The organism is Photorhabdus sp. RW14-46 (genome assembly GCF_963887965.1).
Taxonomy (GTDB): Bacteria; Pseudomonadota; Gammaproteobacteria; order Enterobacterales; family Enterobacteriaceae; genus Photorhabdus; species Photorhabdus laumondii.
Genome location: NZ_CAWPHH010000002.1, coordinates 130,887 through 157,849 on the forward strand (window position 1 = coordinate 130,887; position 26,963 = coordinate 157,849).

Below are 26,963 nucleotides of genomic sequence, written 5' to 3' on the forward strand. Positions count from 1 at the left end.
CGCGTTACTTTCTACGGACAGGCAAACCGATACCACGCTTCCCATATTGCGGTAGAACCAGCACTGCTACTGACCAAGCTGGCAGCGTGACCGTGCCATCTTTCGCAATTCTGGTCCCCGCCGCCAGAGATGTGTGGCCCAGTTCCCTCTGAATATCATTCAACTTTAACCCTCTGACGTTAAGATCTCTTACTGTGGCAGGATACGGAGCCGCATTAATCATCACCACCAAACCGTCAAATCGCGAATCACGATCATCACCCGTAGTATTACCGTCATCTATGGTCATCACCAACAAGCCAAGCTGCTGATGCGGCCCAACGTTACGGAAATCAACACGTTGTTTAACCGATGTACCATCACCAAGCGTCATCAGTGGTGAATATTGACGCAAACGCAGCAATTCCTGATAAAAAGCCGTCATCTGTAATAATTCAGTCCGGCCCGGTTTATCTACCACATTTTTCACTTTTTCAATCAATGCGTAATTTTCGCCATCAACACGCTGATCCGGCATACCAACATCATAGTTGTTATCCTGGTAGGTGTAGCTAACACGGTTAAACCAATCGCCGGAATTATAGGAATCACGGGTAAAAGATTTTGAACGTAGTAGCTCCGATCCATGTTGAGCAAAGGCCAATCCTTGTCCAAGGAATGTCGTGGCGAGGGATATTGCCTGCATACGAACCCGTGTTGCCAGATTCGCCTCACGGGCCGCTTTGTAGCTGATTATGTCCCACAGCGTTTGGTTATCGTGCTTAGAGACATAATTAATCACCTCAATTGGATCAGCGGCATAACCGGCTATAGCCCCTTTGTAGTTAATTTCCCGACCCGTTTTTACCGCCCCATCTTTATTAATCAGCACAAAATCAGCCAAATTGCCCGCCATGCCAAGACGTACCAGATCCGCCAGATGACGCGTCTCATTAACATCTAACCAAGCCATTTCGTTCAGTAACGTTCCCGCACCGTTGCCCACCCCCTGATTAATACGAATAGTGTCAGCGGAATCAAACGGTCCACCACCTTGTACCGCGTCGCGCAGTCGATCAGAGAAAGTACCAATTCCAGTGCCTTTAAGATTAATCTGTGAAGCAATCTCGAAACGGTCATCCTGCCCGGAGTTCCAACCTTCACCAAAGAAATAGACCGATGGGTTAATTCCGCGTACTTTTGCCAGCGCCGATAACATCTGCGCCTTGGGATGGTAGCCCATTAAGTCAAATCGAAACGCGTCGATTTTATAGTCCTTAACCCAAGTCACCAACGAGTCTTCAATGAGTTTAGCGAACATGCGGTGCTCTGGAGCCGTATCGTGACAACAAGTGTTAGATTCAACATTGCCCGTGATCTCATCCAAACGATGATAGTACCAAGGCACTACCTTATCTAATACTGAGGATCGGTGCGCCGGCCCGGCTGCGTTGGTATGGTTATACGCCACGTCCATGATCACATTCATCCCCAATTGTTGCTTGATGGCCTGAATCATGGCGCGAAACTCGTTTATACGTACCGAACCTTCCGCATCTGTAGCATAAGAACCTTCCGGTACCGAGTAATGAAACGGATCGTAGCCCCAGTTGTAGGAGTCGGTTTCTGCAATCATTGCATTCAGCTCTTGTACCTGCGGGTTATTGGCGTTGTCACCGCGCTGCAATGCCTGCAATACCTCACCCACAGTCTGTGAACCACTGCAATAATTCGCGAAGCGGCTATTTTTCACCCTTGGGTTAACCTGGCACAAACGGCTAAACGGGTGATTCAGATCAGCCACTTCATTGCTGAATTCATTAATGGAAGCCACATCGAATACCGGCAATAGCTCCATATGAGTAACCCCTGCCTGACTCAATGTCTTAAGGTGTTTGAACATATCGCTGTTGTCAGCGGTGAGAGCCAGATATTTACCTCGCCAAGTTTCTGTTACCGTGCCATCTGCAACAGAGAGATCACGAATATGAGCTTCATATATGGTCATACGCGCAATGTCAGCCGGTGTATTTTGCGAACGCGGCATGATCAGGCTATCCCAATTTTGTGGTTTCAGTGCCTCGTCATCCAAATTGATGACTTGACTGTACTCCGAATTGGTAGACAAACTATGGGAATAGGGATCGGTAACCTCATAATGCTCCACATGACGGGAATATGGATGGTATACCGTTAAAGCATAGCGGTAGTAAGCACCAACCAGCTCTTTATCACCTTGCCATGACCAAGAACCACTAGCAGGATCACGCTTCATTGCATGATTGGCAATGATCTGTTTATTTGCATCATAGATAACCAACCCAACATGCTGAGCAGTCGGTGCCCACAAGCGGAAGGTAACACCGGTATCGTTGATTAGTGCTCCATATTCCAGTGTGTCAGCAACGTTAGCGAAGCGGTCGTCCAGCACACCAGCCGTTTGTACTTGAGTCGCCGACAATAGCAAGCCAGCTTCATTGGTCGCCAACGCCACCAACTCACCGGTAAGCAGTGTATCAACATCCGTGTCCTCTGGCAGGCGGAACGCTGTTAACTTCTTCAAGTGCGGGAATCGCTCAGCCGTCTTCTGGCTCAGAGTCGTCGGCGTTAACGTCAGATAGCTATCGATGAAATTTCCTTCATCATTAGCTTCCACCTTGCCATTCCGGTTGTAATATAAGCGGACATAGGGCTTATCCGCGCCACCCGACCATAACAGCGTCTGGTTATCAACCCAATGTGCTGAAGCCTGAGAAACACCAAACACGGAATTAAAGGCTGCCGCACGACTGCCATAGATTTGATAATTGCCGGGTATCACAGAGACGGTACGGTTACTGAAATCGGAGAAGGAGATTTTCAGGTCACTGTCGATCAATTTATTGTTGTTACCATCACGCACGATAAAATTGATACAGCCCTCGTTCTTGGTTAACGGTATCACCCAGTAAGGCCCATAACTATCGCTACCCGTAGGAGTTGCACTGGTGTCGTTCCAGCTTGATGAAAGGGAAGCCAAGGCATCACAATTTTTATCGTTCCATAAGTAGAGGGTGTTGGTACTGTAGTCACGGTTCGTTGTTGGGCTTTGACTTAATTTAGCAATGTCCACCAAGTGGATCACTGCCTGAAAATTGCCGGCAGTGGCAGCTTCACTGGGTACTTTATTAGGGATATGCGCCATCGGTTTCTCCGGGGTTTTGGGTAAAGAACGATTGTTATCACAGCTAGCCAGTAGCAAAACGAATGTACTGCTTAATAGGGCCAGGTAAGCCCTTTTCCAGAAGGGAGCTACCATAATCAGACCTTTTTAATAGAAATAAATCGTCGCCGATATTATTGTTAATAAAATAGGAATGAAATATTAAATAATGTCTCAGATGAGTCAGCATCCTCCTAGCTTTGATACTAAGAGGGAGGAGGAGTTAGGAGGAGATACTTTTTCGTGATATTGCGCACAATAATAATGTAATGATCTTTTATTACATAAGGCTGGTGTGAATTTATATAAATTACTCCAGATATTAAATCTGCTGTCAACTTACTGTTATTACTCACTAACTTCCGTTACCACCGGTAATATCAAGCAAGTAGCATAAAACACAGTAGAACTATTTTATATACCCGTTATCCTTCAAGTTGCCTCTTTGGTTGGCTGCACTCACTCACCCCGGTCACATCGTTATCTATGCTCCCGGGGATTCGCTCCCTTGCCGTCGCGATGCATCTTGAAATCCATAGAATATATATGGTGATTCTTCATCATGTTTACCGATTTCAGCGTCTCAACAATGATCGCTTAGTTTTCATCAACCACCATTGTCCGGGAAAATTTGTGTTGAATCTTGTTCTGCCAATCACCGACGCTCAATTCGGGGATTTTTTATTTAATTATTGGATTTCAGAATAACTTCGTTGCATTTAATTTCATCATTTATTAAAAAATATTTGTAAATGTTATATTTATAATTTGTAGAAAAGTCATTAGTGTTATTAAAATATTTCTCTAAGAAGTCTGGATAGTCGCAAATATTATGTAAAGGAAAATATATTGATAAACCTTTACCTTTTAGATGCTCAGGTGTTTTCATGTTCAGCAAAATTGATTTGCTAATAGAATTTTCTAGTGAAGTTAAATCCATATCAGATAGAGTGTTCGGAAATTCGGTTTTAATGTTTTTTACAAAATCATATAAATCAATCATGTTTGCCTCATCTTCATAGTCTTCGGTAACCCTTCTTGATTTGTTTATTTTATAAATATAGCTTGGATCTTTTATATGAGAAGATAATTTATAAAATATCCTATCAACGGATTCGGCAACATCTTTTATTTGATTTAAATTTATCACAGAGCCTTGAATATCATCAGAAGCACCGATTTGGGTGATAGACTGTTCTATATAAGATGATAAAATTTTTGATGCAATGGCCTCTGAAGAAGAATATAAACTAAACGATTCAATAATATCTTTATAATTCCATCCATTCTTATGCGTGTAATCAACTGAACCAACCAGGTATTTACCGTAAGATTTAAGAGCATATGCTGTTTCGATATTAGCCATTTTGCAGTTATCAAATCCAATTATTTCAAATGTAGTTTGTTTAATCGAACTGTTTTTAAATGCAAGTGCCATATCACCTATACTCATTTTTTTATTACCATAATTCTCATCGCCACCATAACCACCTGCTGCCCCTAAACCATGTCCCCAAAAGAAAATATAATATGAATTAGAAGGGAAGTGTTCCAATCCCCATTTTATAAAAGATGATAAAGTATTTTGATCATCCATATTTGCATTAGGGAGTTGCTCTATTAGCGCTAATTTATTATTAACAACTTTCCATCTCTGAATATAGTTGTTTTTTATTTGTGATGAATGCCAGTTTAAAGAGCCTCCAGTTTGAATTATTATATTTAAATTATCAGGTTTTTTGGCAGAAAGTATCTCCTGAATATCATCAGTCGCCATTTTAAAATCGGATTCCATATCTCCGCCTATAATATAGATAAAAAGAGTGTCAATATCATTTGTTCTAGATGATGCATGGCTAATCTTCATTGAAAGAGCAACTGAAAAAGACAATAAAAAAACACTCATGATGTAAAATATTTTATTTTTCAAAGAAAATTTTGACATATTCGTTATCCTCAATACCTTAAAATTTCCATCCATTTTTTCTAAAAAAAGAAAGTGCATTTCTATTGGTTTAAAGAAACTATTGCTATGCTCCCGGGGATTCGCTCCCTTGCCGTCGCGAAGCATCTTGAAATCCATAAGGTATAGAATAATATTTACGTTCACTATTTGGTAAGAAAATTCCAATAGCACCAATAAGCACATTATTATCGTAAAACACTAATTGTGATACTTCAGAAGAGTTTAAAATATAATTCAGCCACTTTTTATCTATGTCTCCTAAAAACCTTGAAATATTTTCATCATCGAACTATTTAGAATACTCATAATATTATCTTCTTTTTTTAGTAAGCTTAATTTTAATAGGCTTTACATTTAAATGACTTGCTATTTTTTTATGACTAATTATGATTAAAGTTGTTTTTGAATTTAAATAATTTATAAGCATATAAAATAGATTGTTACCTTTTGAATCTAACGCTGAATTTATTTCATCCAGTAAAATTAGCTCGTAATTAAAATAATTTAAATATGATTTTGCCATTAAAAGTCTTTGCCATTGCCCTCCTGATAATTTTAAGTAATCTTCAAAACCTTCAACTAAGTAGTAGTTAAGGTTTATTTCAGATATAAAATCTAATTCAAAAATACGTAAGACCCTAATAATCTCATCATTGTTGAATTTATCAAAAGGATCAATAAATTCTCTAAATGTAATAGGTAAAGGTTTAAAATTTTGAGAAATATACAATATTTTATCAGTTTGAATATTTGAAAAAATTTCACCAGAAAAATTTGAATACAACCCACTAATTATATTAGTAAATGTGCTTTTACCACTTCCATTTTCACCATCAAGTATATATGTGTGATTTTTTTTGAATTTCAAATTGATGTTATCTAACACTTTATCTTTGCTCTCACTATATGAAAAATCAACATTTTTCATGAATATAATATTTTCATCATCATTTCTAAATACTATATCATTATAATGATAGTTTGAGTTTTCAATTTTATCAAGAGATAATGTTGATAAAAGCCCATAAATAAGTTGTGAGAAATTGGCTATAAGTATTGTTAGACTAGTTCTAATTTGAAGAATAGAACCGAATATAATCATTAGATTTCCAGGTGTAGGGTCAATACTGTCTCTTGTCTTATATAGTGTATAAATTAATAAAAATAAACCCGGTATAGAACAAAAGATTAAAAATAAAATCCCATTAAATCGCTCTTTAAATACTTTATTCAATATTAGATTATAGGTGTAATCCCATTTTGAAAATAAAATTTTTCTAAAGTTATCAACTCTTATAGAATATGAGGATTCAAATCTGGTTAAACATTCATAGTATTTAGATATATGACTAAATTCAGAAGAAAAGTGGGTTTCAATTTCCCAAATTTTTGATTCGGCTTTGAATCTTGCATAAATAATAGGAAACATTCCAATTATAATTGTAAAAGGTATCCACCAATCTAAATTAAACAATAAGGTGGAAATTGAAAGTATACTTATAAAGCCAGTCATAAACTGTGAAATATCGCCAATAAAATCTGATATATGATCTATTTTTAACTCAGTTAAATAAAAGTTATTTTGAAATTCTTTTTCATTAAGATGGTTTATACTATTAGGTGATGAGGATTTTTTTATTAGAAGTTCTCTTACGTTTTTCTTAGCAAAATCACTTATTATACTTGATGCAACTGCTTCAATAATTTCAATTATTTCAGTAAAAACAACTAATATGCATAAAAATAATATTATCATTAAATATATGCTTTCATCATTTAAACTGTTAATTGCAGAACCCATTAAATATAAAATAACAGCAGGTAAAATACCTAGTGCTATTTGAAAAAACACAATAAGAATTAAATATTTTTTTTTGCCATTTAATAATATATTGAAGATATTTTTAGGTATTAAATATTTATTCATAATTAATTAATCTTCTCAACGTCAATTTTCATGTTGATTTTTCTTGGTTTAATTCGTTCAATAAGCTTATTCTTCTCCATAGTAATATTTCTTAACCATATTTCAAGAGTAATGACACTGTGTATAAATTGATAATTTTCGTCAAAGGTTGAATTTCCATCTTCTGCTTTTAATAAATATATAGTAAGAGCTTCTATGAATTTTTTTCTATCTACTAATCCCATCTTATAAACTAAACAACTATCAAAAGAAAGGAATAATTCATTTAACCCTGGCTTGGAATTTAATAGTATTTTTTTTGTCATTCCTTCATAGGATGTTTTTTCCTTTTTAAATTTAAATATTTCAGGTAATGTTTGTTTGAATGATTCTCTGGCTAATCTTTTACTTGAAAAGTATGAACCATACTTAATTGATTCGATGTATAAATGCTCATGCGGTGGTATTTTAAAAACGAGATTTACTAGTCTTAAATCTAAAAAAGGATGAGTCATAGGGCTGTTTAAACTCAAAGAATCAAAGTACTTGGCTTTTGGCCACAAAAAGTCTAACATAAACCTATGTCCATCTAGCATATTTTTATATTGATCACTGTATAGTTTGTTAGTTGAAAAATTTTTTGATTGACAAATATATTCTGGAGCCTTAACTATTTCATCTTTCCACTGCGTCTTCACATATGTTCTTTTTGCTAATTTATTATTAAATTTAGATAAAAAAAGATTATAGAGATTTATATAATATTTTATATTGTAAGGAGATACTCTTTGCTGTTCATTTATTATTTTAAATAAATTAAATGCATTTTTAGCAGAGTCAAATTTAATTAAAGAATCTAATATTACTTCATCAAATTGTTCACCTAAAATCACATCACCGGACTCCCCCGTTATTGCCTGAACAGCACCTAACTCATTTATTAATTGATCTACTTGTAGGCATGCTAAACTATTCGAACGTGGCTCTGGCCCATCGATATATAACAGGGGATCGTTATCTATTAAGTTGTTTTGAAACCTTAAGGTATTATCAGCCCATAAAATATAAGAAGGTTTATCCAGACGTTTTGATACTTTTTTTACTATCTCCGAGTCTTGACTATACATTAAATCATTATTTTTAAAACCTATGTTAACGCATAAATAATTTAAATCGTTTTCTATTGCTGTTGCTAATATACTTCCTGAATCTAATCCGCCGCTAAAATGAATTGCAGTTAAACCATTATTCATTCTATCTATTGTTGATTCTTTAAATTTTTCCTTAAACTGACTTATAAAGTCTTTTTTGATAAATTTTGATGTATCAATTTCAAAATTATAATCAATAATTTCTTTTATTGATAATTTATTATTTTTTATAGTTAACTTGCTTCCTTTAGGTACCTTCTTTATTTTCATAAAGAAGGTATTATTGTCTGGCAATTCATTTTCACCTATAGCAATATCATTACCAAGGTGATATAAGACTGATTCAAAATTTACATCTACCGTAAATTCGCTATATACAATAATGGCCCTTATGTCATTCGTTATGATATAGTGGTTTTTATTCTGAAAGTAATATATTGGTATTGATGAATAAAAATCTGTACAAAAATTCAATCCTTCATTGTTGAAATATGCTAGAGAGAACTCTCCGTATATTTCATTATTTTCTTTGCCTGTTATGATTGAATTTAGACTTTCTTCTTTTATCCATCCGTCTAAAATGATTTTTTTGTTATTTATATAACTAATTAGTGGTTTGATTTTTGAAGATATAGCAATGTAACAATGATTTTGCTCTTCATATTTTATAAAATCATGGCTATCACTCAAATTTTCATAGAAATTTTTTACGTTTCTAACGTAAATATCATTATTTTGATTTTCTAAATTTGTGACAATCCAGAACGATTTATTTTCATTTAGAGACATAATTTAATAAATCCTCAACCATTATCTTAGAATCAATTATTTTCATTTCATTTAAAGCTACTCGGCCTGGATTAAACAATACTTCTTTATTAAATCTAGAGTCTTTTAATTCAATCCATGCATGTCCAAAGATTCTTTGGTCAATTTTCGTTAACCCATAAATTAATTTTGAATCATAACCATTTGAATACAAATATAGTTGTATACAAAGTGATAGCGTATAACAAGTACTATCTTCTTTGTACATACCATTTTTATCATGCATTTTTTTCAAAAAATTTTTTATATGGAAGACTTTTTTATTAAGGTCTAATATATTGTTTTTCTGTCTTTTTTTTAAATAATCTTCATAAAATTGCATGCTTAATCTTGTATAAACTAAATTGCTATTTTCTAAGATACTCATTGCTTTGATAAACTTATGTATATTTAGAAGCATATTCATTTCATTAGATAGTATATTCAAATATCAATCCTTTTTGTTCTAATAAGTAAAGGGCTTCTTTTAAGTTATCTAAATCGGCATCATTATCTATTTGTAACTCCTTAATGATTTTAGATATTGAGATGACTTCCATATCACAAGTCCAAATATCTTTTGCTGCACCAATTAACCCAATGTATATATCATTATCTTTATCCAATAATATTATTTCTTGTTCATCTAAATCTGTAAAGATTACATTACTTTTCTTTATAAAGAATTTTTCTTCTGTATTATTCATATCTAATGTAAATTCCAATGTATACCCGTCATCCTTCAAGTTGCCTCTTTGTTGGCTGCACTCACTCACCCCGGTCACATCGTTATCTATGCTCCCGGGGATTCGCTCCCTTGCCGCCGCGATGCATCTTGAAATCCATAGGGTATATACGCCTCTTTGTTGGCTGCACTCGCTCACCCCGGCCACATCGTTATCTATGCTCCCGGGGATTCACTCCCTTGCCGTCGCGATCCATCTTGAAATCCATAGGGTATATAGTGCATACAATAAATCATAAGAGATAAATAAGGTTTATAATTTCTGCGCTCCTTACTTATCCCTATTTTTAAAGTTTATCCGCGACGAACACCTCTTGCATGCATACCATCAGCAGGTGCCGCTTTTTTACGTAAAGTGATAGAAATAAATGAGCCATAAATCTTAACTAAAGGTTTTTGAGTTTTCATAATTTATACTCCAGATTAATTTTAATGTAAGAACCTTAAAATCAAGTTCAAGGTTAAAGTACAATAATTCTTATCAGAGATCTATCTTAAATTGTATTATTTTTATGACACTTTTATGACTACTGCGAGTTATTTTTATATTTCAACTTAAAAACATAAGGGGCATCAATGAATGATCAAATATTATCCAGATTAGAAAATCCCGCTTATAATACTTGTTCCAGAAATTAAGTTTTCATCCAGGCTCGTATACGTTTCTTTCTTATACTTAATTTTCTGCCTTCTTATTTCAGTATATTCGATTCAATTCGTTTCAATATCGCGATATTTTCCACTGCATTTTCTCGGTTGAGTTTCTAACGCCTTTTGAATCGCTCGGTGGAGATGTTTTTGATTATCTTGGACACTTAACAAATAATCTGCCCCGGCATCAAGGAGTTCCCGCGCTATCTGGGTTTGACACTCCATAGTATCGATAGAAACCAGCGCCTCTTTCCCCGATATCCCCGTCCGCACTGGACGGGGGTTTACAACGGTTTTTGCTAAGAAACTTAAATTTATTTTTAATTTTTCATCCTATGAAAAAATATTATCTTGTAAGATATTAATTCCCTATAATAGATTAATGACATTTTAATATTATTATTAAAATTGTAGGAATTAATATTTTAGTCCAATGAAACCTTTTGAATTGCATCAAAAGCACACTGTTGATCTAAAGAGCCACTCGGAGCGCCACCAATACCGATTGCACCAATCACTTGATTATCACTAGATTTAACAGGAACACCACCACCAAGTAATAGGAAGCCTGGAATATCCCCTAAATATTGAGCACCAAGATTTGATTGCGCCGTTTTCATTACGTCCTCTGACGTTCTCTGAGTAGATAACGCGGTATAAGCTTTCATTTTGCTCGCATCAACGGTATGCAATCCGGCTTTATCCATACGCTGAACCACTTTCAGAACCCCACTTTTATCAACAACAGAAACCGTTACGTTGTAGTTATTAGCCGCACAAGATTGAATTGCTTCAGAAGCTAATTTATTTGCTACCTCAAGAGTAATATTACGTTCAGTAATTAGTGATGAAGCAAAAGCAGATTGAGCGAATAAACCTGCTACCAAAACAGTATAGAAAAGAGAATGTTTCATAGGTAAACCTCATTAAGTTTAAGTTGATGAATTATCCTGTTCTAACTTAATGAGATTTATCGGCTATAGCTATTCGGCCAATTACTTATTCGACTCAGTAGAAATACTTAGTCATAAGATAATGACTTAAATAATTCATACTCTTTGACTAACTGTGGTAAAGAATGTATATCCAATTTATGAAATATATTGGCACGATGAACCTCAATAGTACGTGGTGATAACGATAACTGTTGAGCAATTTGTTTGCTGGTTTTACCTTCCAAAATAATTTTCATCACTTCCCTTTCACGTTCAGATAATTGGCTAAATTTCGTTTTCAACTGCTCATATATCTGACGTTGCCTAAATACTTTCTGATGAAATAATAATGCACTTGAAACTGTTTCAATTAATAAATCTGCATCAATAGGTTTGGTTAAAAACTCGAAAGCACCGTTTTTAAAAGCGCGACGACAAATATCAATATTTCCGTGTCCGGTCATGATAATAACCGGTAATGTACTATTAAATTTTAAAAGATCGGCCTGCAATGCCAATCCAGGTTTTCCCGGCATACGAATATCCAATAAAATACACCCCTGAAGCACTGCAATATTCTCGCTATCAATTCTATCAAGAAATTCTTGCGCACCAGGAAATGAACTTACCTGCCAATTCATTGTTTCTAATAACATAGATAATGAGTCACGGATTGCTTCATCATCATCAATAAGATAAATTACTGTCGCCATTATTTCTCCTTACCTTTATTAGTTGGTAACCAAATAATAAAACGCGCTCCTCCTGTTTCACAATTTTCAGCATTAATATCGCCACCAAGTTTATGAATTAATGTTTCTGTTAACGTCATTCCCAACCCCATACCTTGCTGGCGTGTTGTGAAGAATGGAATAAACACGTTCTTTAAAGCTTCATCACTTAATCCAGGGCCACCATCTGTTATCATGATTTTTATCATGTCATCGATATAGGTGATATCAATACAGATCCAATTTTGATATTCTGACCGACCTTGCTCTTGCTGTGCCTGAATGGCATTGCTGATTAAATTATGAAATATTTGTTCAATCCACAGCGGTTCGGCAGATATCATTGGTAGTTCATCACAAATATGCTTTATTATCTTGATCTTACCGACCTTAATTTCATTTTCGAGCAATATCTCAACTCGACCTAATATCGTTTGAATATTCACAGGTTGTAAAATAATATTACCGGTCGTCAGTTTTTGACGGTATTGCGTTAATAAATTTGCGATGCGTTGAGTTTGCAAAATTGATGAATCCAATATTGGCGTCACTTTATCATATTGCTGCTTTTTCATTAACCGCAATGCGGTTTGGTTATAACTCATAATCGCAGTCAAAGGCTGATTTAATTCATGAACAACACCTGTTGCCACTTCATCCATTGTATTTAATCGGGTAAATTCAAAGAAATGTGCTCGTAAATCAGAAATTTTCCTCAACCTTTTATTCTTCTGAATTAAAAAGATAAAACAGATAATCACTGCCCATAAAAAGCTCAGACAAGCAATATAACCCCACGGAATTTTAGACCATTGTTGATCGTTACCCACTTTAAGCACAAAAGGCTGAAAACGATTGGTTAACTTTTTCTCCCAGCGCCAAAAATAGTGATCTTTCTCCAGTCCATACGTAATCAATGGGCGATTATTCCAATCCAGTTGTACCATTCGAAATTGTGACAATAATGATAGATCTTTTATCAGGATATTAAGATCTATTAATAACCGGATATTATCACGTTTACTATTAAGCCAATATCTTCCCTCTTCCTCTTCACTGATTATAGGGAATATTAATACATTCATTGGCATCTCTTGTAATCCGACGATTTGTGGAAAGTTTTCCTGTAGCTGCTCCAATTCGATATTAGTATCCGTTAGCGATACAATCGCGTCATGTTGTGCCAGCTTTTCACTCAGCTCTCGATAAAGAATATTAAATGAAACTGTTTGTTGTTGATAATTCTGATTTAGTGAATGATTAATCATTCCCCAAATAGTCAAACCTGTTAACACAATCCACGCCAAAAAATGCCACATATGATTACCTGAAAAAAATATCTTTCATGACGTTAAAATACAGTCAGAATATATAAAGGAAACGGCTATTAAACAGAATGAGTTGAATTCTAGAGAACATTTGGCATTGAGCAGCATATTAAAATTCATTATAGCGTGATTATTTCATCAAAACATTTCTTAAAATAAATAGTTGGCTATGGTAAATGAAACTCCAGCTCTAGCTTATTTTGTCTAAGCATATTTTAGCTCCTGATCAAATTATTTCGACAGATAGACCCCAGATATGGGTTTACGATAACCCCTGTCAAAGCTCTTAATATCATGTCAAATTTACTGAATAATATAAGATAATCACCCAATAAATCGACTTGGTGAAAGGTTTTCTTTCCCTTGGGTATCACACCGATATTTATAAAAATAGCAATATTTATCAATAAGTTGAGATGAAACCTCATCATTATTCTATATTTGACCAGAAAAAACGCTTTACAATCGATAGTGATAATTATTATCATTCGTATCGCTTTCAGATGAACTGCCTTCGGGGTACAGATGAAAGCACGACATTGCTCACATTGCTTCCAGTGTTTACTTTAGCCAGCCAAGTGCTGGCTTCTTTTTATTAATTCATCCAATCATCCATTGTTCAAAATATTTGAATTTTTAAGTCAAGTTTTTAAGCTTTAATGCTATCTCTTCTCAATTAGACTGTAAAAACCATTGAGGAGATTTGAATATGATCCATTTACGCAAAGCATCAGATCGCGGCCATGCCGATCATGGCTGGTTAACTAGCTGGCATACCTTCTCATTTGCCAGCTATTACGATACTAATTTTATGAATTTCTCAGCATTGAGAGTCATTAATGAAGATTTCATCGAAGCAGGTCAAGGTTTTGGTACCCATCCGCATAAAGATATGGAAATACTGACCTATGTTCTTTCCGGTACCGTTGAACACCAGGATAGTATAGGAAATAAAGAGCGGGTACCTGCTGGTGAATTCCAAATTATGAGCGCAGGTACCGGCATTCGCCATTCAGAATACAATCCGAACAGTGATTGCCAATTACATCTATATCAAATTTGGATCATCCCAAGTAAAACGGGTTTAACACCGCGCTATGAACAACGTCGCTTTGATGATGTACAAGGCCGCCAACTGGTGCTCTCGCCTGATGCACGGGATGGTTCACTGAAAGTATTTCAGGATATGACTTTATGGCGTTGGATACTTAAGGATCACGAAACCGCCGAATATGTCGCAGAAAAAGGCCGTTATATTTGGATACAAGTCATTCGTGGCGAAGTGACGGTTAATGGTGTCAAAGCCACCACCAGCGATGGTCTGGCTATCCGAGATGAAATCAATCTTCAACTTAGCAGCAGCAACGATAGTGAAATATTGTTGTTTGACCTTCCCCCGACATAAATATCAAATAAGCCTCACCCTAACGGATGAGGCTAAAAAATTCACAATTACAGTTTAGGACCCGCTTTCACTAAAGCTTCCCCCGCCGGGGTATCGGTATATTTATCAAAGTTGTTGACAAAACGATGAGCCAAATCTTTCGCCTTCTCTTCCCATTGAGATTTATCTGCATAAGTCTTACGTGGATCAAGAATGTCGGTATCAACACCCGGCAACGCTGTCGGAACCGCCAGATCGAAAATAGGTAATGTAATGGTATCAGTTTCTTCAATATCACCATTTAGGATGGCATCAATGATCCCACGGGTATCCTTAATCGAGATTCGTTTACCCGTCCCATTCCAGCCAGTATTCACCAGATAAGCCTTAGCACCTGCGGCCTGCATACGTTTTACCAACACTTCTGCGTATTGGGTTGGATGCAAAGTCAGGAATGCGGCACCAAAACAAGCAGAAAATGTAGGTGTTGGTTCAGTCACACCGCGTTCGGTACCTGCCAATTTTGCCGTAAAACCAGATAGAAAGTGATATTGAGTCTGTTCGGGTGTCAAACGAGATACCGGAGGTAACACACCAAATGCGTCCGCCGTCAGGAAGATGACCTTAGTTGCATGGCCCGCTTTAGAAACCGGCTTAACAATGTTTTCAATATGGTTGATAGGATAAGAAACACGGGTGTTTTCAGTTTTTGAACCATCATGGAAATCAACCGTGCCATCTGTCAGTACAGTAACATTTTCCAGCAACGCATCACGTTTAATCGCATTGTAGATATCAGGTTCCGCCTCTTTGGACAGATTAATGGTTTTCGCGTAACAACCACCTTCAAAGTTGAATACACCGTCATCATCCCAACCGTGCTCATCGTCACCAATCAGCTTACGTTTTGGATCAGTAGAAAGTGTGGTTTTACCTGTACCAGACAAGCCGAAGAAGACCGCAACATCCCCTTTCTCACCCACGTTGGCAGAACAGTGCATCGAGGCAATACCTTTCAGTGGCAACAGGTAGTTCATCATAGAGAACATCCCTTTCTTCATTTCGCCACCGTACCAAGTACCACCAATAAGCTGCATACGCTCTGTCAGGTTAAACGCAACAAAGTTTTCAGAGTTCAAACCCTGTTCTTGCCATTGCGGGTTGGTGCATTTTGCACCGTTCATCACAATAAAATCTGGTTTGAACTCAGCCAACTCTTCATCTGATGGGCGGATAAACATGTTCTTAACAAAGTGGGCCTGCCACGCAACTTCTGTGATAAAGCGGACCTTCAGTCGTGTATCTGCATTAGCACCACAGAAAGCATCAACTACAAACAAACGTTTGCCTGAAAGCTGCTTAGTTACCAAGCCTTTCAGATATGTCCATGTCTCCTGCTGTAATGGTTTGTTATCATTTTTACCTTTTCCCTGGTCAGCCCACCATACGGTGTCACGGGTGACATCATCACGAACAATGTACTTATCTTTTGGGGAACGACCCGTGAAGATCCCCGTATCGACAGCCACAGCCCCCAGGTTGGTCAGAGTGCCACTCTCGCAGCCTTCGAGTGAAGGTTTGGTTTCTTCTGAAAATAACAACTCATAGCTTGGATTATAAATAATTTCGTTAACATCATGGATTCCGTAGCCCGCGAGTTCCTGCGGGGTAATGCCTTTAACACTCATGTCATTGCTCCTGGTGGGTAGTCACACTTTTTCTGTGAGCAATAATAAATAGTTATGATTAATTAACAGCGATAGTTATCAAAAAATTGAAAACCCACCATTTTTTTAAGTTTGATCTTGGGCCAAAGGCACGAAAACAGTTTTGAGTATTATGATGGATTTGATAGAAAGGCGCGGATCCGCGCCTTAAAAGGTGAAAAAGTGTGTTTATACCCTATGGAACGGATATAGATAGAATATCAATGGAGCCGGTTCTTTTTTTCTATTCTGATCGCAGCAAGATCATCAGCATCAAAAATATAGTGCGTGCCGCAATACTCACACGCCATATCAATGTTGCCATCTTTCTGCAAAATATGATTAACATCCTCATCGGAAAGTGTCACTAATGTGTCAGCACAACGTTGGCGAGAGCAAGTACAACGGAATTCAACCGCTTGCGGTTCATATAATATGACATCCTCCTCATGATAAAGGCGGTGCAAGATCTCCTTAACTTCCAATGAAAATAACTCTTCACCTTTAATGGTTGCAGTAAGTTGCACCAGATGATCAAAAGCTTCTGCACTCCCCTGTTCCGCTGTTGGCAGAATCTGTAACAACATCCCACCAGCAGCAACTCTGCCATCTTGAATGCCAGTACGGATAAAGAGACGAGTCGGTAGCTGTTCAGACTGTCTGAAATAATCATCAAGACAATCCGCCAATGTTTCACCTTCCAGTGCAACCACTCCCTGATAACGCTCACCATGAGTTGGCGTAATGGTAATAACCATATAGCCCGTACCCACCATCTGTTTCAAGCTGCTATTTTCAGCCACTAATCCATCAATACGAACAACACCACGCATTTGTTGCTGATGATTACCATTAATAACGGCTAATTTGACCGGGCCATCTCCCTGAATCTGGACCGTAATATCGCCATCAAATTTCAGGGTTGCAGTTAATAGGCTGGTTGCTACCAACAGTTCTCCCAATAATTGCTGTACCGGCTGAGGGTAATCATGATTTTCCAAAATATGCTGGTAAGTTTCACTGGCTAAAACCAGCTCACCACGTACAGAATAATTCTTAAATAAAAAGCGGTGTAATTGGTCTTGTTTAAACATAACAATCTCTCATTCGAGCAGGTTATTCCTGCCCATTTAATTTGGTGTTTTTAAACTTAATCAGCGTGCGTCTTTCTTTTTTATCCGGCCGGCGATCAGGATGAGGCATAGTTAATGCATTCATTTTTCGAGCAATTGCCATTTTTTCCCGGTTAGTCATACTCGCTTCCGTCTCTTGGTAAAGTTGTTGCGCCTCCGGCGCACCGCGCCGATGATTGCTTAGTACAAGAACTTCAACTATACGTTCATCATTACCCTGACGCAGTTTAATTTCAGCCCCTAGCTCAACCAATTTACTCGGTTTACTTCTTTGACCATTATAGTGAACTTTACCACCGTCTATCATTTCCCGTGCAATAGCCCGTGTTTTATAAAAACGAGCCGCCCACAGCCACTTATCCAGACGGACAGCTTGATCGGAGTCTGAATTACCCTTCATTTTTCCTCCTACTATCAGCTTTGATCAGCTTTGGCAAATAACCCAAAGCCTAACATACCATTGTCGATTATCGCCAACGCGTAGGCGGAAAAAGTGTATTAAAGCAGTTATCGTAATATTGCTTGATTTTGTTTAGACGTTGTTTGTTCTGCCTATTTTTCTTAACAACCAGCACAAAATTAATGATTAAGGTCGTAAAAAGAGCCAAGAATAAAATAGTGGTACCAATACAACGAGCAAGTGTCATGGCATCTAGTTCACTATGCAGCACAATCCGACGGGTTCCATGACTATCTACGGACAATTCCGTGACAATTCCCGTTGTCTCAAAGGGTGTTTGCAATACCATATCCGATAACCGCTGTAACTCACGCCATTGTTCCAACGCACTATGGTCTTCCAACACACTATGGTCATAAGAGATGATGGCCGGCGTTATATACTCAACCAGTTGTTTGCCTTCATCACTGATAAGTAGAACTCCGCCAGGAGAAGGGCTATTAAGCAGCATTGCGACTTTATCTATTTCCCGGTAGATAAATGATGATGTCGTCGCATCAACCAATTTCCCCAAAGCTTCAGCGCCTGCCGGACGCAATAAAACATGAGTGCCATCCAGTTTGCCACTTTCTGCATTCTTTAACAAAGTTAGCCAATCAATAGCACTACCCAGGTTAACCAAAGCATTTTTCAATCGTAAACAGTCTGCTTCTTTCTCACATAATTCTTTAGTTTTCAATACAATATCAGAGAAATTATCCAATAAGATCATACCAGATTTGAAAATCTCCTGGGGAAGGTCTGGATTTATTACATCGTTATTTTCCTGTAAACGTAATTGCTTATTAACAGTTGCAATCAGTTTAGCGGCATTTTCTATAATTTCTGATTCTGGTATTGGCAGTGGATTAACTCTATTCCAATATATCCCCGAGCAATCGAACGGAGAAAAATAGGTGTCGCCTTTACCGTTCATATTGTTTGGGGGCATATAACACATACCAACCCCTTTTGCTTTCAGGATATCCCCAACTCGCAATTCCATCCCTTCCATCATATTAGCGTCAGTAATAACTTTTGTGCTGCTGCCATGCAACCAAGCAAAACTGAGTTTCATCGGTACACTAACCGGCTGATAAAAATAGAGTAGTAACATAATAAGCAAGCAGCTAGCGATCATCATGAGATTTTTTCCATAACGGCGATAAGGGTAATTTTTCTCTTCATCATGCAAAGAGAGATAATGCCCTTGCCTGACTACCTGACCGTTAGTGTAAATATCAATACTGGTTTTCTGATCAAAATAGTAAGCAACATAGGGTTCCCAATGAGGAGGATAGATTAAATCAATCCCACCAAGAGAAATATTACTCATTTGCCCTTGTTCAAATTCGCCAAATAATCCCCATCGTTTGGGTATACCGGTAAAACAGTGAATATCCTGGCGCCTGCATATTGAAAGTGGGCAAAGTAATGGCCAAAAACTGACAACGACTAAACTACCTGCAATCAACATCAGCCACGGCAAAAGCAGTGCCGGTGAAAGTAACGCAAAAAACCAAATGAAAAATCCGAAACACAAAAATCCCCCTTCCCAAATACCCGATGAGTGATTCAACCGGTATTCTTCCAAGGTCTCTTTACGAATATTTTGTAACTTTACGCTGGTTTCACCATTTTTTTGGATCGATGCCTGCTGATGCGATATATCTGCGATTACCGGAGCAGAAGGAAAATCCTGTTGAAAATCTTTCAGAAAGTGACCATTAATCGAAATAACCAGTGGTATTGTCGCGGTGTGAATAACATCAATAATATTCTGCTGTTTAATAAAAGGCTCAAGGAAAAACGGCAAATGAATTTCTGCCATATCAATATAATAACGCCAGCTATGTCGTTCATCTGAGGCAACAGAAAACCGGGTAATGGAATGACAGATAGTATAAACCATATCATTTTTACCCATCAGAATTGGCCAACTTGTTTTATTAATACGGTTTGTTACAACTGGCGGCAACACTCGATTCAAATAACATTCAATAGCCTGGTATTCATCAGCATTAAGTTTACGATAGGTCGGTGCAGCAACAGAAGGCAGATAGCGGTCATTATCATGTAGCTTCCATTTGAAGATCAGAAAGGAAGCCATGACAATCAAGCTAATTATCAAGATAGCCAATATAACGACTGTTACGCTCATTTTATCCCCATACCCATGACAATCTTACTATTGTTGTTTGCAAATTAGCGACTACACATTAAGTTCTGAATTAGGTTATTTCTATTTATTTTTTTAATTTATTTTACAATGAGTTATACCCTATGGATTTCAAGATGCATCGCGACGGCAAGGGAGTGAATCCCCGGGAACATAGATAACGATGTGACCGGGGTGAGCGAGCGCAGCCAACAAAGAGGCAACTTGAAAGATAACGGGTATATATGATAACTCGCTAAACTATATACAACATAGATCTATTTCCAGAGAGGATAAAGATAACAGTAACAACAATAACCAGCGATAATCACTATCATTTATCAAAATAATCGGCCATATTTAGTCAAGCTATGGAGTGTACCTAATTTCATCATAAAATCTAAGGTTAATGAAATAATTTAAGACGTAATAATGCACAGGCACTCAACTCAACCAATATTAAACCATCAGGGGCAATTATGAATGACCTGAAAAACCCTAAAATCCTCAACATAGAGGACATTGCCCATTCACGTTTATTTCATATTCAGTCAGTTGATCTCGAATTTAGTAACGGTGTAAAACGCGTTTATGAACGGATGCGTCCGGCCAATCGGGAAGCTGTTCTGATAATCCCGGTCATTGGGGAGGAATTGTTGCTTATTCGTGAGTATGCAGTCGGCATTGAGCAGTACGAATTGGGCTTTCCTAAAGGCGCGATCGACCCAGGGGAAAGTATCTTTGAAGCCGCTAACCGTGAATTAAAAGAAGAAGTCAGTTTTGGTGCCAGAAAAATAGAACAATTAGCCAAACTCACTATGGCCCCATCCTATTTTTCTAGCAAAATGAACATTGTTATTGCCGAAAATCTCTATCCAGAAAGCCTGGAAGGGGATGAGCCTGAACCGCTATCACAAATACGTTGGCCAATAGCAGATATGATGTCATTACTGGATCACGCTGATTTCAACGAAGCACGCAACGTCTGCGCCCTATTTCTGGCACAAAAATACTTAATACACCGTTGAAGTTCACAGGCACAACAGCGCTTCCGTTGTGCCTGCTCTATCATCAGAATAGCTCCTGACTTTCACCATTCTCAATTAAAATTGTGCCAACTTCCTGCACCGCACTTTCTGTAGGTTGAGTGCCGTCAATGAAGTATTCACTACGGGTATCTCCGCCGCCGCCAGCAAGTTTACCTGTTTTACGATCTATCACGGCAGAAACAATCCCCGGAGGAGGTGTAACTTCTTTTTCAGGAACCCCCTCCAGTGCAATTTTCATAAAATCATCCCAAATGGGCTGCGCACTCTTAGCACCCGCCTCACCGCCACTGGCTGCTGTACGACCAAGGCTTCTACGGTGATCATCAAAACCAATCCAAACCGTCGTGACAATATCCGGCCCATAACCTGAGAACCAGGCATCTTTTGAACTATTAGTTGTCCCAGTTTTGCCACCAATATCACGACGTTTCAGATCGCGCGAGGCGCGCCAACCCGTACCAGACCAACCCGGCTCACCAAAAATATTGCTATTCAAAGCATCATGGATCAAAAATGCCAACTGAGTACTGATAACATGAGGAGCATATTCTTGCGCACCTTCACGGCCATCAATGACCGGTGCTCTTTCTAATTCAGGTAACGGCAATATCTCTTGCTGGCCAACATGAGATTGAGCAACATTCTCAATCGAGTTTTCAGAAAGTTCGATTGAACGTACCGTATCCCCATAAATTACTGGAATATCGCACTGCGGACATGCAATTTTCGGTTTAGCCTCAAAGAGAACATCGCCATCTTCGTTTTCAATCTTAGTAATGAAGTAAGGATCGATCAGATAGCCACCATTGGACATGACCGAATACCCTCGTACCATTTGCATTGGAGTGAATGATGGTGATCCCAAAGCCAGAGATTCGGTACGTACAATATTTTGTGCCGGAAAACCAAACCGTTGCAGGTAATCAGCGGCATAATCGACTCCCATTGCTCGCATTGCTCGCACCATCACGACGTTCTTCGATTGCCCTAATCCCTGACGCAAACGGATTGGCCCAACATAAGCCGGTGGTGAGTTTTTCGGACGCCAGTCAGTACCAGCTCCTGCATCCCAACGACTAATGGGTAAGTCATTCAACAATGAAGCTAATGTCAGCCCTTTATCCATCGCTGCGGTATAGAGAAATGGTTTAATATTAGAACCAATTTGACGTAATGACTGAGTGACACGGTTAAATTTACTCAAGTTGAAATCAAACCCACCAACCAGCGCTTTCACAGCACCATCATTCGGATCAATAGAGACCAAAGCAGCATTAGCTTCCGGCACTTGTGCCAACCACCAAATATCCTTTACTTTCCGAACCCAAACCTGTTCACCCACTTGAACCACTTCATTCACACTACGAGGAGCCGCACCCTGTGCACTATCAGATTTGAACTTTTTGGCCCAACGGACACCCGCGATGGGCAATTCTACACTGCTGCCATCAGGCAACATCACTATCGCCTGATCAGTACCTGCTCTGGTCACTACAGCCGGCATTAACGCCCCATAATTTGGTAAGGTCTTAAGCTTCTTGACAATTTGTTCCCGATCCCAAGCAGGTTCGCCCACTTTCCACAAAACTTCCTGCGCCCCACGGTAGCCATGACGCACATCATAATCAATGAGGTTATTACGAACCGCATCCACGGCAGCTAACTGAAGTTTACGGGTAATCGTGGTATAAACCTTATAACCGTCGGTGTAAGCATTCTCACCATAACGTTCAATCATCTCCTGACGCACCATCTCGGACAAATAGGGCGCAGAGAAAGCGATCTGGGGCGCATGATAATTCGCTACCAGTTTTTCACTTCTAGCTTGATTATATTGCTGCTGAGTAATATAGCCCTCATTGAGCATACGGCTCAGAACCACATTCCGGCGGTTAATCGCTCGGCCATAAGAATAAAGCGGGTTAAACGTAGAAGGTGCCTTTGGCAAACCAGCAATCATGGCGATTTCACTCAGTGTCAACTCATTGACACTCTTACCAAAATAAACTTGAGCCGCAGCTCCAACACCATAAGCCCGGTAACCAAGGTAAATTTTATTGAGATAGAGTTCGAGGATCTCATCTTTATTCAGCAATTGCTCAATCCTGATGGCCAGAAAAGCTTCCTTGACTTTACGCATCAACGTCTTCTCAGGAGTGAGAAAGAAATTTCTCGCCAGTTGCTGAGTAATGGTACTTGCCCCTTGTGATGCATGACCTGAACTCATCGCGACAGAAGCTGCCCGGATAATCCCTACAGGGTCAACCCCGTGATGTTCATAAAAACGGCTGTCCTCCGTTGCAATGAACGCCTTCACCATAATGGGTGGAATTTCGGGCAGCTCAAGAGGCATACGGCGCTTTTCACCATATTGAGCAATCAGCTCGCCATCTGCACTGAACACCTGCATTGGTGTCTGTAATCGAACATCCTTTAATGTCGCCACATCAGGTAACTGAGGCTCGATATATTTATACATACCAAAAATCGAGGCCGTTCCCAGAAAAATGCAACTCACAACAAAGACTAGAAAATACTTTACGAACTTCACCTGAAATTTCCCATGCCATGTTAGTCGGGTGGTTTATAAACAATCGGCGCGTAGTATAAAGGTTACACAGCACCTTGAATATGGTCTTTTATTAAAATTACTGATATGGAGATCGATATATGTATTCACCAAAATGGTATGTCGGATTAGACATCCAAAATGGCATCCTTCGCGCCGTCGCAGCTATAAAACGCCGAGATGGCTGGCAGCTTCGCCACTGCTGGCAATATCTTTTATCTGATGCGGTCATGCCAGAGGGCCGTTTACAACGGCCAGAAATATTATGTGATATTTTAAATCAATGGCGCCAAGAATTACCTAAAAAAATCAGTTTCAGGCTCGCCCTACCTGTACAACAAACATTGCAGAAGAGTCTGATTTTACCTCCAGATATCAATCTTAAAGAGCCGGAACAAGGCTGGTTTATCAACGCCAGTGCCGAGAAACAATTCCCCTTTAATACCCGAGAACTGGCGCTGGATTACCGTATTATTGAACAAAACGCCTACATCAGTGCCGCTCGCCAGAAAGATCTCAACCTCTGGCTACAATGTCTTGCACAAGCAGGAATATTTCCAGACGCCATTGATATTGCCCCTTGTGCCCTACGCTATATAGCGCAATATGCCGGCGTTCCCGCTGATAGTTGGCTGTTACATAGGCAACAATCTGGTTGGCTATGGGTATCTCCTGCCAATGCCCCCTTCGCTTATGATTTAGTATCAGCAAATACGGCTGTTTCTCCACAGCAGATTATCCGTCAATTATCTGCTTCATCTATGGCTGAACAGCCGGTTTACTACAGCAGCTACCAACAAGAAGCCCTACCTGAAGGAACTTATTCTTGGGATATGTTGACAGCATTTCGTCACTATCAACCACCACTGCCAATCCAACTGATGGAATATGTGATAGCCGGTGGTTTAGCACTCAGACCGGATGATAAGTAACGATGTATCAGGTTAATTTTCTACCTTGGCGCCAAACCCGGCTAAGACATCGTTATCGTTGGTGGGCGATTCTTCTCTTATTGCAATTGATGTTGTGGCTGACAGTACTCGTCTGGATGTTATTAAAACAACAGGAAACGATTAACCAGTATCAAAGACAATGGCAGCAACTCAACCAGCAACAATTATATTTGCAACAACAGATAACTCAGACAGAGGAGGCGGTCAATCTTCACAACAAACTGGCCGATAAATTAAAACAACAACAAACGTGGCTGAAACAGAACCAACAACATTGGCAATTATTTAATGAATTACCTGAATTATTACCAGAAGGAAGTTGGTTAACCGCTTTCGATGATCAGGCAGGCCAATTAAAACTGGTTGCTAATAGTCTGGATTATTCCAGTATGACGTCTCTGCTGGATAATCTTGAAAACAACGGGCAATTGTCTGAAATTCAACTAAAAAAGATGACCACTATCGAACAACAAATCAGGCAATTTATTATTGACGCTAACTGGCAGACGGAGATATCCGATGATAAAAAGTGACTATCTATGGTGGTTTGCCAAACCAACCTGGCTGCTCTTTATCTGGCAGCAAGCTATCATCATGCTATTTCTGATTCTGTTTTATCTTTTCTTCTGGCAAGAAAGAACTGAACAACGAAGTAGCCTGGCGCAAAAAATAGCAGCCCAACAAATCAATACCAAAGCAGCCAATGAACGGCTAAATCAGCTACCGCTATTGGAAGGTATACGACAACACATCAACCAAATAGAAAATAAACTCAGTAAGCCGCGACAAAATGAGGTAAAAATTACCGCAATAAAACAATTACAACAGCCATTGATAAACTCTGGTGCGCAAGTTCTTGAGTGGCAACGTAAAAAAGAAGGGGAAAAAACGCTCTGGCAAATCACAATTTATTTGAACTACGAACAGATGCTGAGTTTTCTTGAGGCGTTACAAACGTTATATCCACCGCTGCTAATTAAACAGCTTTCCATTTCACCATCAGGTGAATCTCTAAACGTCAAAATCACCCTGTCAGAAGCCTCACATGAGGAATTTTATGACTAAAAAATTTATTCTATTCATCCTTTTTCTGCCCGCTATTGTTGTTGCAGAAATAAGAAATCCTTTTGTTCCCCCGATGATAGAGACAGAAGAGCCATCGGTTGAGTTATTTGATCAATCAGTCAATGAGACCGAAATTCAGTCCCTTTCAACCGTATTACAATATGCAGATGCAGAAAGAATCGCCATGAATCTCAGGCAAAATACGCCCGCACTGATAACAAAAGAGGGTAAAGTTGATTTTGATCCTGAAACTAACAGTCTGATTTTACAGGATACCCCCATCGCCATCGCACAGATAAAAAGCTGGCTGAAAGAGATAGATACACCACAGCAACAAGTGCAGATTACTGCACATATCGTGACCAGTAGCCGAGAAGCATTACATGAACTCGGCATTTACTGGGGTATGCCGATAGGAGAGCAGATTAATACATCAACGGGTATAAACCGCCTCAATATCAACCAAGCAGCCAACGATAACATGCATCGATTTGCGTTCAATATTGCCCGCATTCACACCAGTTTGCTGGAAATGGAGCTCAGTGCCTTAGAACAAGAAAACCAACTAGATATTATCGCTAGCCCAAGACTAACCGCCTCACATCAACAGTTAGCCAGCATCAAGCAAGGCTCTGATATTCCCTACGTCAGCCAAGAAAAAGAGAAAAGTACCGTGCAATTTAAAGAAGCTGTACTAGGAATGGAAGTCACGCCCCATATACTGAGAAAAAACAAAATCAGACTCTCTCTAAAAATCAGTCAAAACATGCCAGGGATCTCAATAAGCCAAGGAGGAGGTGAGAATTTAACCATCGACAAACAGGAAATAATAACTCAAGTTACTGTAAAAAATGGTGAAACACTTATTCTCGGTGGTATTTTTCAACAGAAAAAAGGCGAGCAAACCCAGAAGATCCCTTATCTATCAGACATCCCACTACTCGGCTCATTATTTAACCAAAAAGCTCATAAACACAGCCGACGTGAGTTAGTCATATTTATCACACCTCAATTGATGGACATTTGATCAAAAATAAAAATATAACCGTTATATCAGTGAGTTGGATATAAAAAACTTAACTATTCCGTATGATGATGCGCAGATT

The 26,963-nt window shown here is 38.6% G+C and carries 21 protein-coding genes and 1 pseudogene; 6 read left to right on the forward strand and 16 right to left on the reverse strand.

Translation table 11 applies throughout. The features are described 5' to 3' along the window. Positions 1 to 4: 4 nt before the first annotated feature. From pulA to AACQ38_RS02435, 11 genes and pseudogenes are all read right to left on the reverse strand, one after another. Entirely contained in the window at positions 5 to 3,277 is a 3,273-nt protein-coding gene (gene pulA, locus AACQ38_RS02390; RefSeq protein ID WP_165577330.1) for a pullulanase-type alpha-1,6-glucosidase, read from the reverse strand. Between the two features lie 589 nt (positions 3,278 to 3,866). Then, positions 3,867 to 5,252: a clostripain-related cysteine peptidase gene (locus AACQ38_RS02395; RefSeq protein ID WP_165577331.1), complete on the reverse strand. Its 1,386-nt coding sequence runs from the start codon at positions 5,250 to 5,252 to the stop codon at positions 3,867 to 3,869. A 205-nt stretch (positions 5,253 to 5,457) separates the two neighbouring features. Continuing rightward, positions 5,458 to 7,074 carry an ATP-binding cassette domain-containing protein gene (locus AACQ38_RS02400; RefSeq protein ID WP_165577332.1) on the reverse strand — a complete coding sequence of 539 codons (1,617 nt, stop codon included), beginning with the start codon at positions 7,072 to 7,074 and terminating at the stop codon, positions 5,458 to 5,460. A 2-nt stretch (positions 7,075 to 7,076) separates the two neighbouring features. Beyond that, positions 7,077 to 8,993, reverse strand: coding sequence for an asparagine synthase-related protein (locus AACQ38_RS02405; protein WP_165577333.1), 1,917 nt, complete (start codon positions 8,991 to 8,993; stop codon positions 7,077 to 7,079). Beyond that, the gene (locus tag AACQ38_RS02410; protein ID WP_165577334.1) at positions 8,980 to 9,459 is read right to left on the reverse strand and encodes a lasso peptide biosynthesis protein; all 480 of its coding nucleotides are present in this window, start codon (positions 9,457 to 9,459) and stop codon (positions 8,980 to 8,982) included. The genes AACQ38_RS02405 and AACQ38_RS02410 overlap by 14 nt, the downstream gene beginning before the upstream one ends. Further along, positions 9,443 to 9,904 carry a hypothetical protein gene (locus tag AACQ38_RS02415; RefSeq protein WP_165577335.1) on the reverse strand — a complete coding sequence of 154 codons (462 nt, stop codon included), beginning with the start codon at positions 9,902 to 9,904 and terminating at the stop codon, positions 9,443 to 9,445. The genes AACQ38_RS02410 and AACQ38_RS02415 overlap by 17 nt, the downstream gene beginning before the upstream one ends. Before the next feature lie 146 nt (positions 9,905 to 10,050). Further along, positions 10,051 to 10,164, reverse strand: coding sequence for a lariocidin family lasso peptide (locus AACQ38_RS23995; protein ID WP_434086433.1), 114 nt, complete (start codon positions 10,162 to 10,164; stop codon positions 10,051 to 10,053). Positions 10,165 to 10,512: 348 nt separating this feature from the next. Then, a pseudogene (locus AACQ38_RS24000) lies at positions 10,513 to 10,659 on the reverse strand (ISAs1 family transposase); the annotation flags it as partial. Positions 10,660 to 10,832: 173 nt separating this feature from the next. Next, positions 10,833 to 11,321: a GlcG/HbpS family heme-binding protein gene (locus tag AACQ38_RS02425; protein WP_165577336.1), complete on the reverse strand. Its 489-nt coding sequence runs from the start codon at positions 11,319 to 11,321 to the stop codon at positions 10,833 to 10,835. 107 nt (positions 11,322 to 11,428) lie between these two features. Next, positions 11,429 to 12,055 (reverse strand): response regulator transcription factor, encoded by a 627-nt coding sequence (locus tag AACQ38_RS02430; RefSeq protein ID WP_165577337.1) that lies wholly within the window; start codon positions 12,053 to 12,055, stop codon positions 11,429 to 11,431. Continuing rightward, complete coding sequence (locus AACQ38_RS02435; RefSeq protein ID WP_165577338.1) at positions 12,055 to 13,392, reverse strand: sensor histidine kinase; 1,338 nt, start codon at positions 13,390 to 13,392, stop codon at positions 12,055 to 12,057. Before AACQ38_RS02435 ends, AACQ38_RS02430 begins: the two co-directional genes overlap by 1 nt. Before the next feature lie 718 nt (positions 13,393 to 14,110). On the opposite strand from AACQ38_RS02435, the gene AACQ38_RS02440 reads away from it, so the two are divergent. After that, the gene (locus tag AACQ38_RS02440) at positions 14,111 to 14,806 is read left to right on the forward strand and encodes a pirin family protein (protein WP_165577339.1); all 696 of its coding nucleotides are present in this window, start codon (positions 14,111 to 14,113) and stop codon (positions 14,804 to 14,806) included. A gap of 47 nt (positions 14,807 to 14,853) precedes the next feature. Here the strand turns inward: AACQ38_RS02440 and pckA are convergent, their stop codons facing one another. From pckA to AACQ38_RS02460, 4 genes are all read right to left on the reverse strand, one after another. Further along, on the reverse strand, positions 14,854 to 16,473 hold the full coding sequence (pckA, locus tag AACQ38_RS02445; protein WP_165577340.1) for a phosphoenolpyruvate carboxykinase (ATP): 1,620 nt from the start codon (positions 16,471 to 16,473) through the stop codon (positions 14,854 to 14,856). A gap of 239 nt (positions 16,474 to 16,712) precedes the next feature. Then, a complete protein-coding gene (gene hslO, locus AACQ38_RS02450) occupies positions 16,713 to 17,585 on the reverse strand; it encodes an Hsp33 family molecular chaperone HslO (protein WP_165577341.1) in 873 nt (290 codons plus the stop codon). Positions 17,586 to 17,607: 22 nt separating this feature from the next. Then, positions 17,608 to 18,024 carry a ribosome-associated heat shock protein Hsp15 gene (gene hslR, locus AACQ38_RS02455; protein WP_011144504.1) on the reverse strand — a complete coding sequence of 139 codons (417 nt, stop codon included), beginning with the start codon at positions 18,022 to 18,024 and terminating at the stop codon, positions 17,608 to 17,610. A 67-nt stretch (positions 18,025 to 18,091) separates the two neighbouring features. Beyond that, a complete protein-coding gene (locus AACQ38_RS02460) occupies positions 18,092 to 20,224 on the reverse strand; it encodes an intracellular growth attenuator family protein (protein WP_011144503.1) in 2,133 nt (710 codons plus the stop codon). Positions 20,225 to 20,700: 476 nt separating this feature from the next. Between AACQ38_RS02460 and nudE the strand changes: the two genes are divergently transcribed. Beyond that, positions 20,701 to 21,249, forward strand: coding sequence for an ADP compounds hydrolase NudE (nudE, locus tag AACQ38_RS02465; protein ID WP_011144502.1), 549 nt, complete (start codon positions 20,701 to 20,703; stop codon positions 21,247 to 21,249). A gap of 43 nt (positions 21,250 to 21,292) precedes the next feature. Here nudE and mrcA read toward each other — a convergent pair whose 3' ends face one another. Then, positions 21,293 to 23,821 (reverse strand): peptidoglycan glycosyltransferase/peptidoglycan DD-transpeptidase MrcA, encoded by a 2,529-nt coding sequence (mrcA, locus tag AACQ38_RS02470; protein WP_165577342.1) that lies wholly within the window; start codon positions 23,819 to 23,821, stop codon positions 21,293 to 21,295. 119 nt (positions 23,822 to 23,940) lie between these two features. Here mrcA and pilM point away from each other — a divergent pair, with 119 nt between their 5' ends. From pilM to pilQ, 4 genes are read left to right on the forward strand one after another with little or no spacing between them, the layout of a single operon-like run. Then, the gene (gene pilM, locus AACQ38_RS02475; RefSeq protein ID WP_011144500.1) at positions 23,941 to 24,771 is read left to right on the forward strand and encodes a pilus assembly protein PilM; all 831 of its coding nucleotides are present in this window, start codon (positions 23,941 to 23,943) and stop codon (positions 24,769 to 24,771) included. Between the two features lie 2 nt (positions 24,772 to 24,773). Further along, entirely contained in the window at positions 24,774 to 25,325 is a 552-nt protein-coding gene (locus AACQ38_RS02480) for a PilN domain-containing protein (protein ID WP_109791228.1), read from the forward strand. After that, a complete protein-coding gene (locus AACQ38_RS02485; protein WP_165577343.1) occupies positions 25,312 to 25,857 on the forward strand; it encodes a hypothetical protein in 546 nt (181 codons plus the stop codon). The genes AACQ38_RS02480 and AACQ38_RS02485 overlap by 14 nt, the downstream gene beginning before the upstream one ends. Continuing rightward, positions 25,850 to 26,884, forward strand: a complete 1,035-nt coding sequence (gene pilQ, locus AACQ38_RS02490; RefSeq protein ID WP_165577344.1) for a type IV pilus secretin PilQ — start codon at positions 25,850 to 25,852, stop codon at positions 26,882 to 26,884. Before AACQ38_RS02485 ends, pilQ begins: the two co-directional genes overlap by 8 nt. Positions 26,885 to 26,963: the final 79 nt, after the last annotated feature.

Excerpts from the sequence above, each read along its gene's own strand:
- AACQ38_RS23995 (WP_434086433.1), bottom strand. The coding sequence starts at position 10,164 with ATGAAAACTCAAAAACCTTTAGTTAAGATTTATGGCTCATTTATTTCT.
- AACQ38_RS02460 (WP_011144503.1), bottom strand. The coding sequence starts at position 20,224 with ATGAGCGTAACAGTCGTTATATTGGCTATCTTGATAATTAGCTTGATT.
- AACQ38_RS02400 (WP_165577332.1), bottom strand. The coding sequence starts at position 7,074 with ATGAATAAATATTTAATACCTAAAAATATCTTCAATATATTATTAAAT.
- nudE (WP_011144502.1), top strand. The coding sequence starts at position 20,701 with ATGAATGACCTGAAAAACCCTAAAATCCTCAACATAGAGGACATTGCC.
- pilM (WP_011144500.1), top strand. The coding sequence starts at position 23,941 with ATGTATTCACCAAAATGGTATGTCGGATTAGACATCCAAAATGGCATC.
- pilQ (WP_165577344.1), top strand. The coding sequence starts at position 25,850 with ATGACTAAAAAATTTATTCTATTCATCCTTTTTCTGCCCGCTATTGTT.
- pulA (WP_165577330.1), bottom strand. The coding sequence starts at position 3,277 with ATGGTAGCTCCCTTCTGGAAAAGGGCTTACCTGGCCCTATTAAGCAGT.
- pckA (WP_165577340.1), bottom strand. The coding sequence starts at position 16,473 with ATGAGTGTTAAAGGCATTACCCCGCAGGAACTCGCGGGCTACGGAATC.
- AACQ38_RS02425 (WP_165577336.1), bottom strand. The coding sequence starts at position 11,321 with ATGAAACATTCTCTTTTCTATACTGTTTTGGTAGCAGGTTTATTCGCT.
- AACQ38_RS02440 (WP_165577339.1), top strand. The coding sequence starts at position 14,111 with ATGATCCATTTACGCAAAGCATCAGATCGCGGCCATGCCGATCATGGC.
- hslR (WP_011144504.1), bottom strand. The coding sequence starts at position 18,024 with ATGAAGGGTAATTCAGACTCCGATCAAGCTGTCCGTCTGGATAAGTGG.
- AACQ38_RS02405 (WP_165577333.1), bottom strand. The coding sequence starts at position 8,993 with ATGTCTCTAAATGAAAATAAATCGTTCTGGATTGTCACAAATTTAGAA.
- AACQ38_RS02435 (WP_165577338.1), bottom strand. The coding sequence starts at position 13,392 with ATGTGGCATTTTTTGGCGTGGATTGTGTTAACAGGTTTGACTATTTGG.
- AACQ38_RS02485 (WP_165577343.1), top strand. The coding sequence starts at position 25,312 with ATGATAAAAAGTGACTATCTATGGTGGTTTGCCAAACCAACCTGGCTG.
- AACQ38_RS02480 (WP_109791228.1), top strand. The coding sequence starts at position 24,774 with ATGTATCAGGTTAATTTTCTACCTTGGCGCCAAACCCGGCTAAGACAT.
- AACQ38_RS02395 (WP_165577331.1), bottom strand. The coding sequence starts at position 5,252 with ATGCTTCGCGACGGCAAGGGAGCGAATCCCCGGGAGCATAGCAATAGT.
- AACQ38_RS02430 (WP_165577337.1), bottom strand. The coding sequence starts at position 12,055 with ATGGCGACAGTAATTTATCTTATTGATGATGATGAAGCAATCCGTGAC.
- hslO (WP_165577341.1), bottom strand. The coding sequence starts at position 17,585 with ATGTTTAAACAAGACCAATTACACCGCTTTTTATTTAAGAATTATTCT.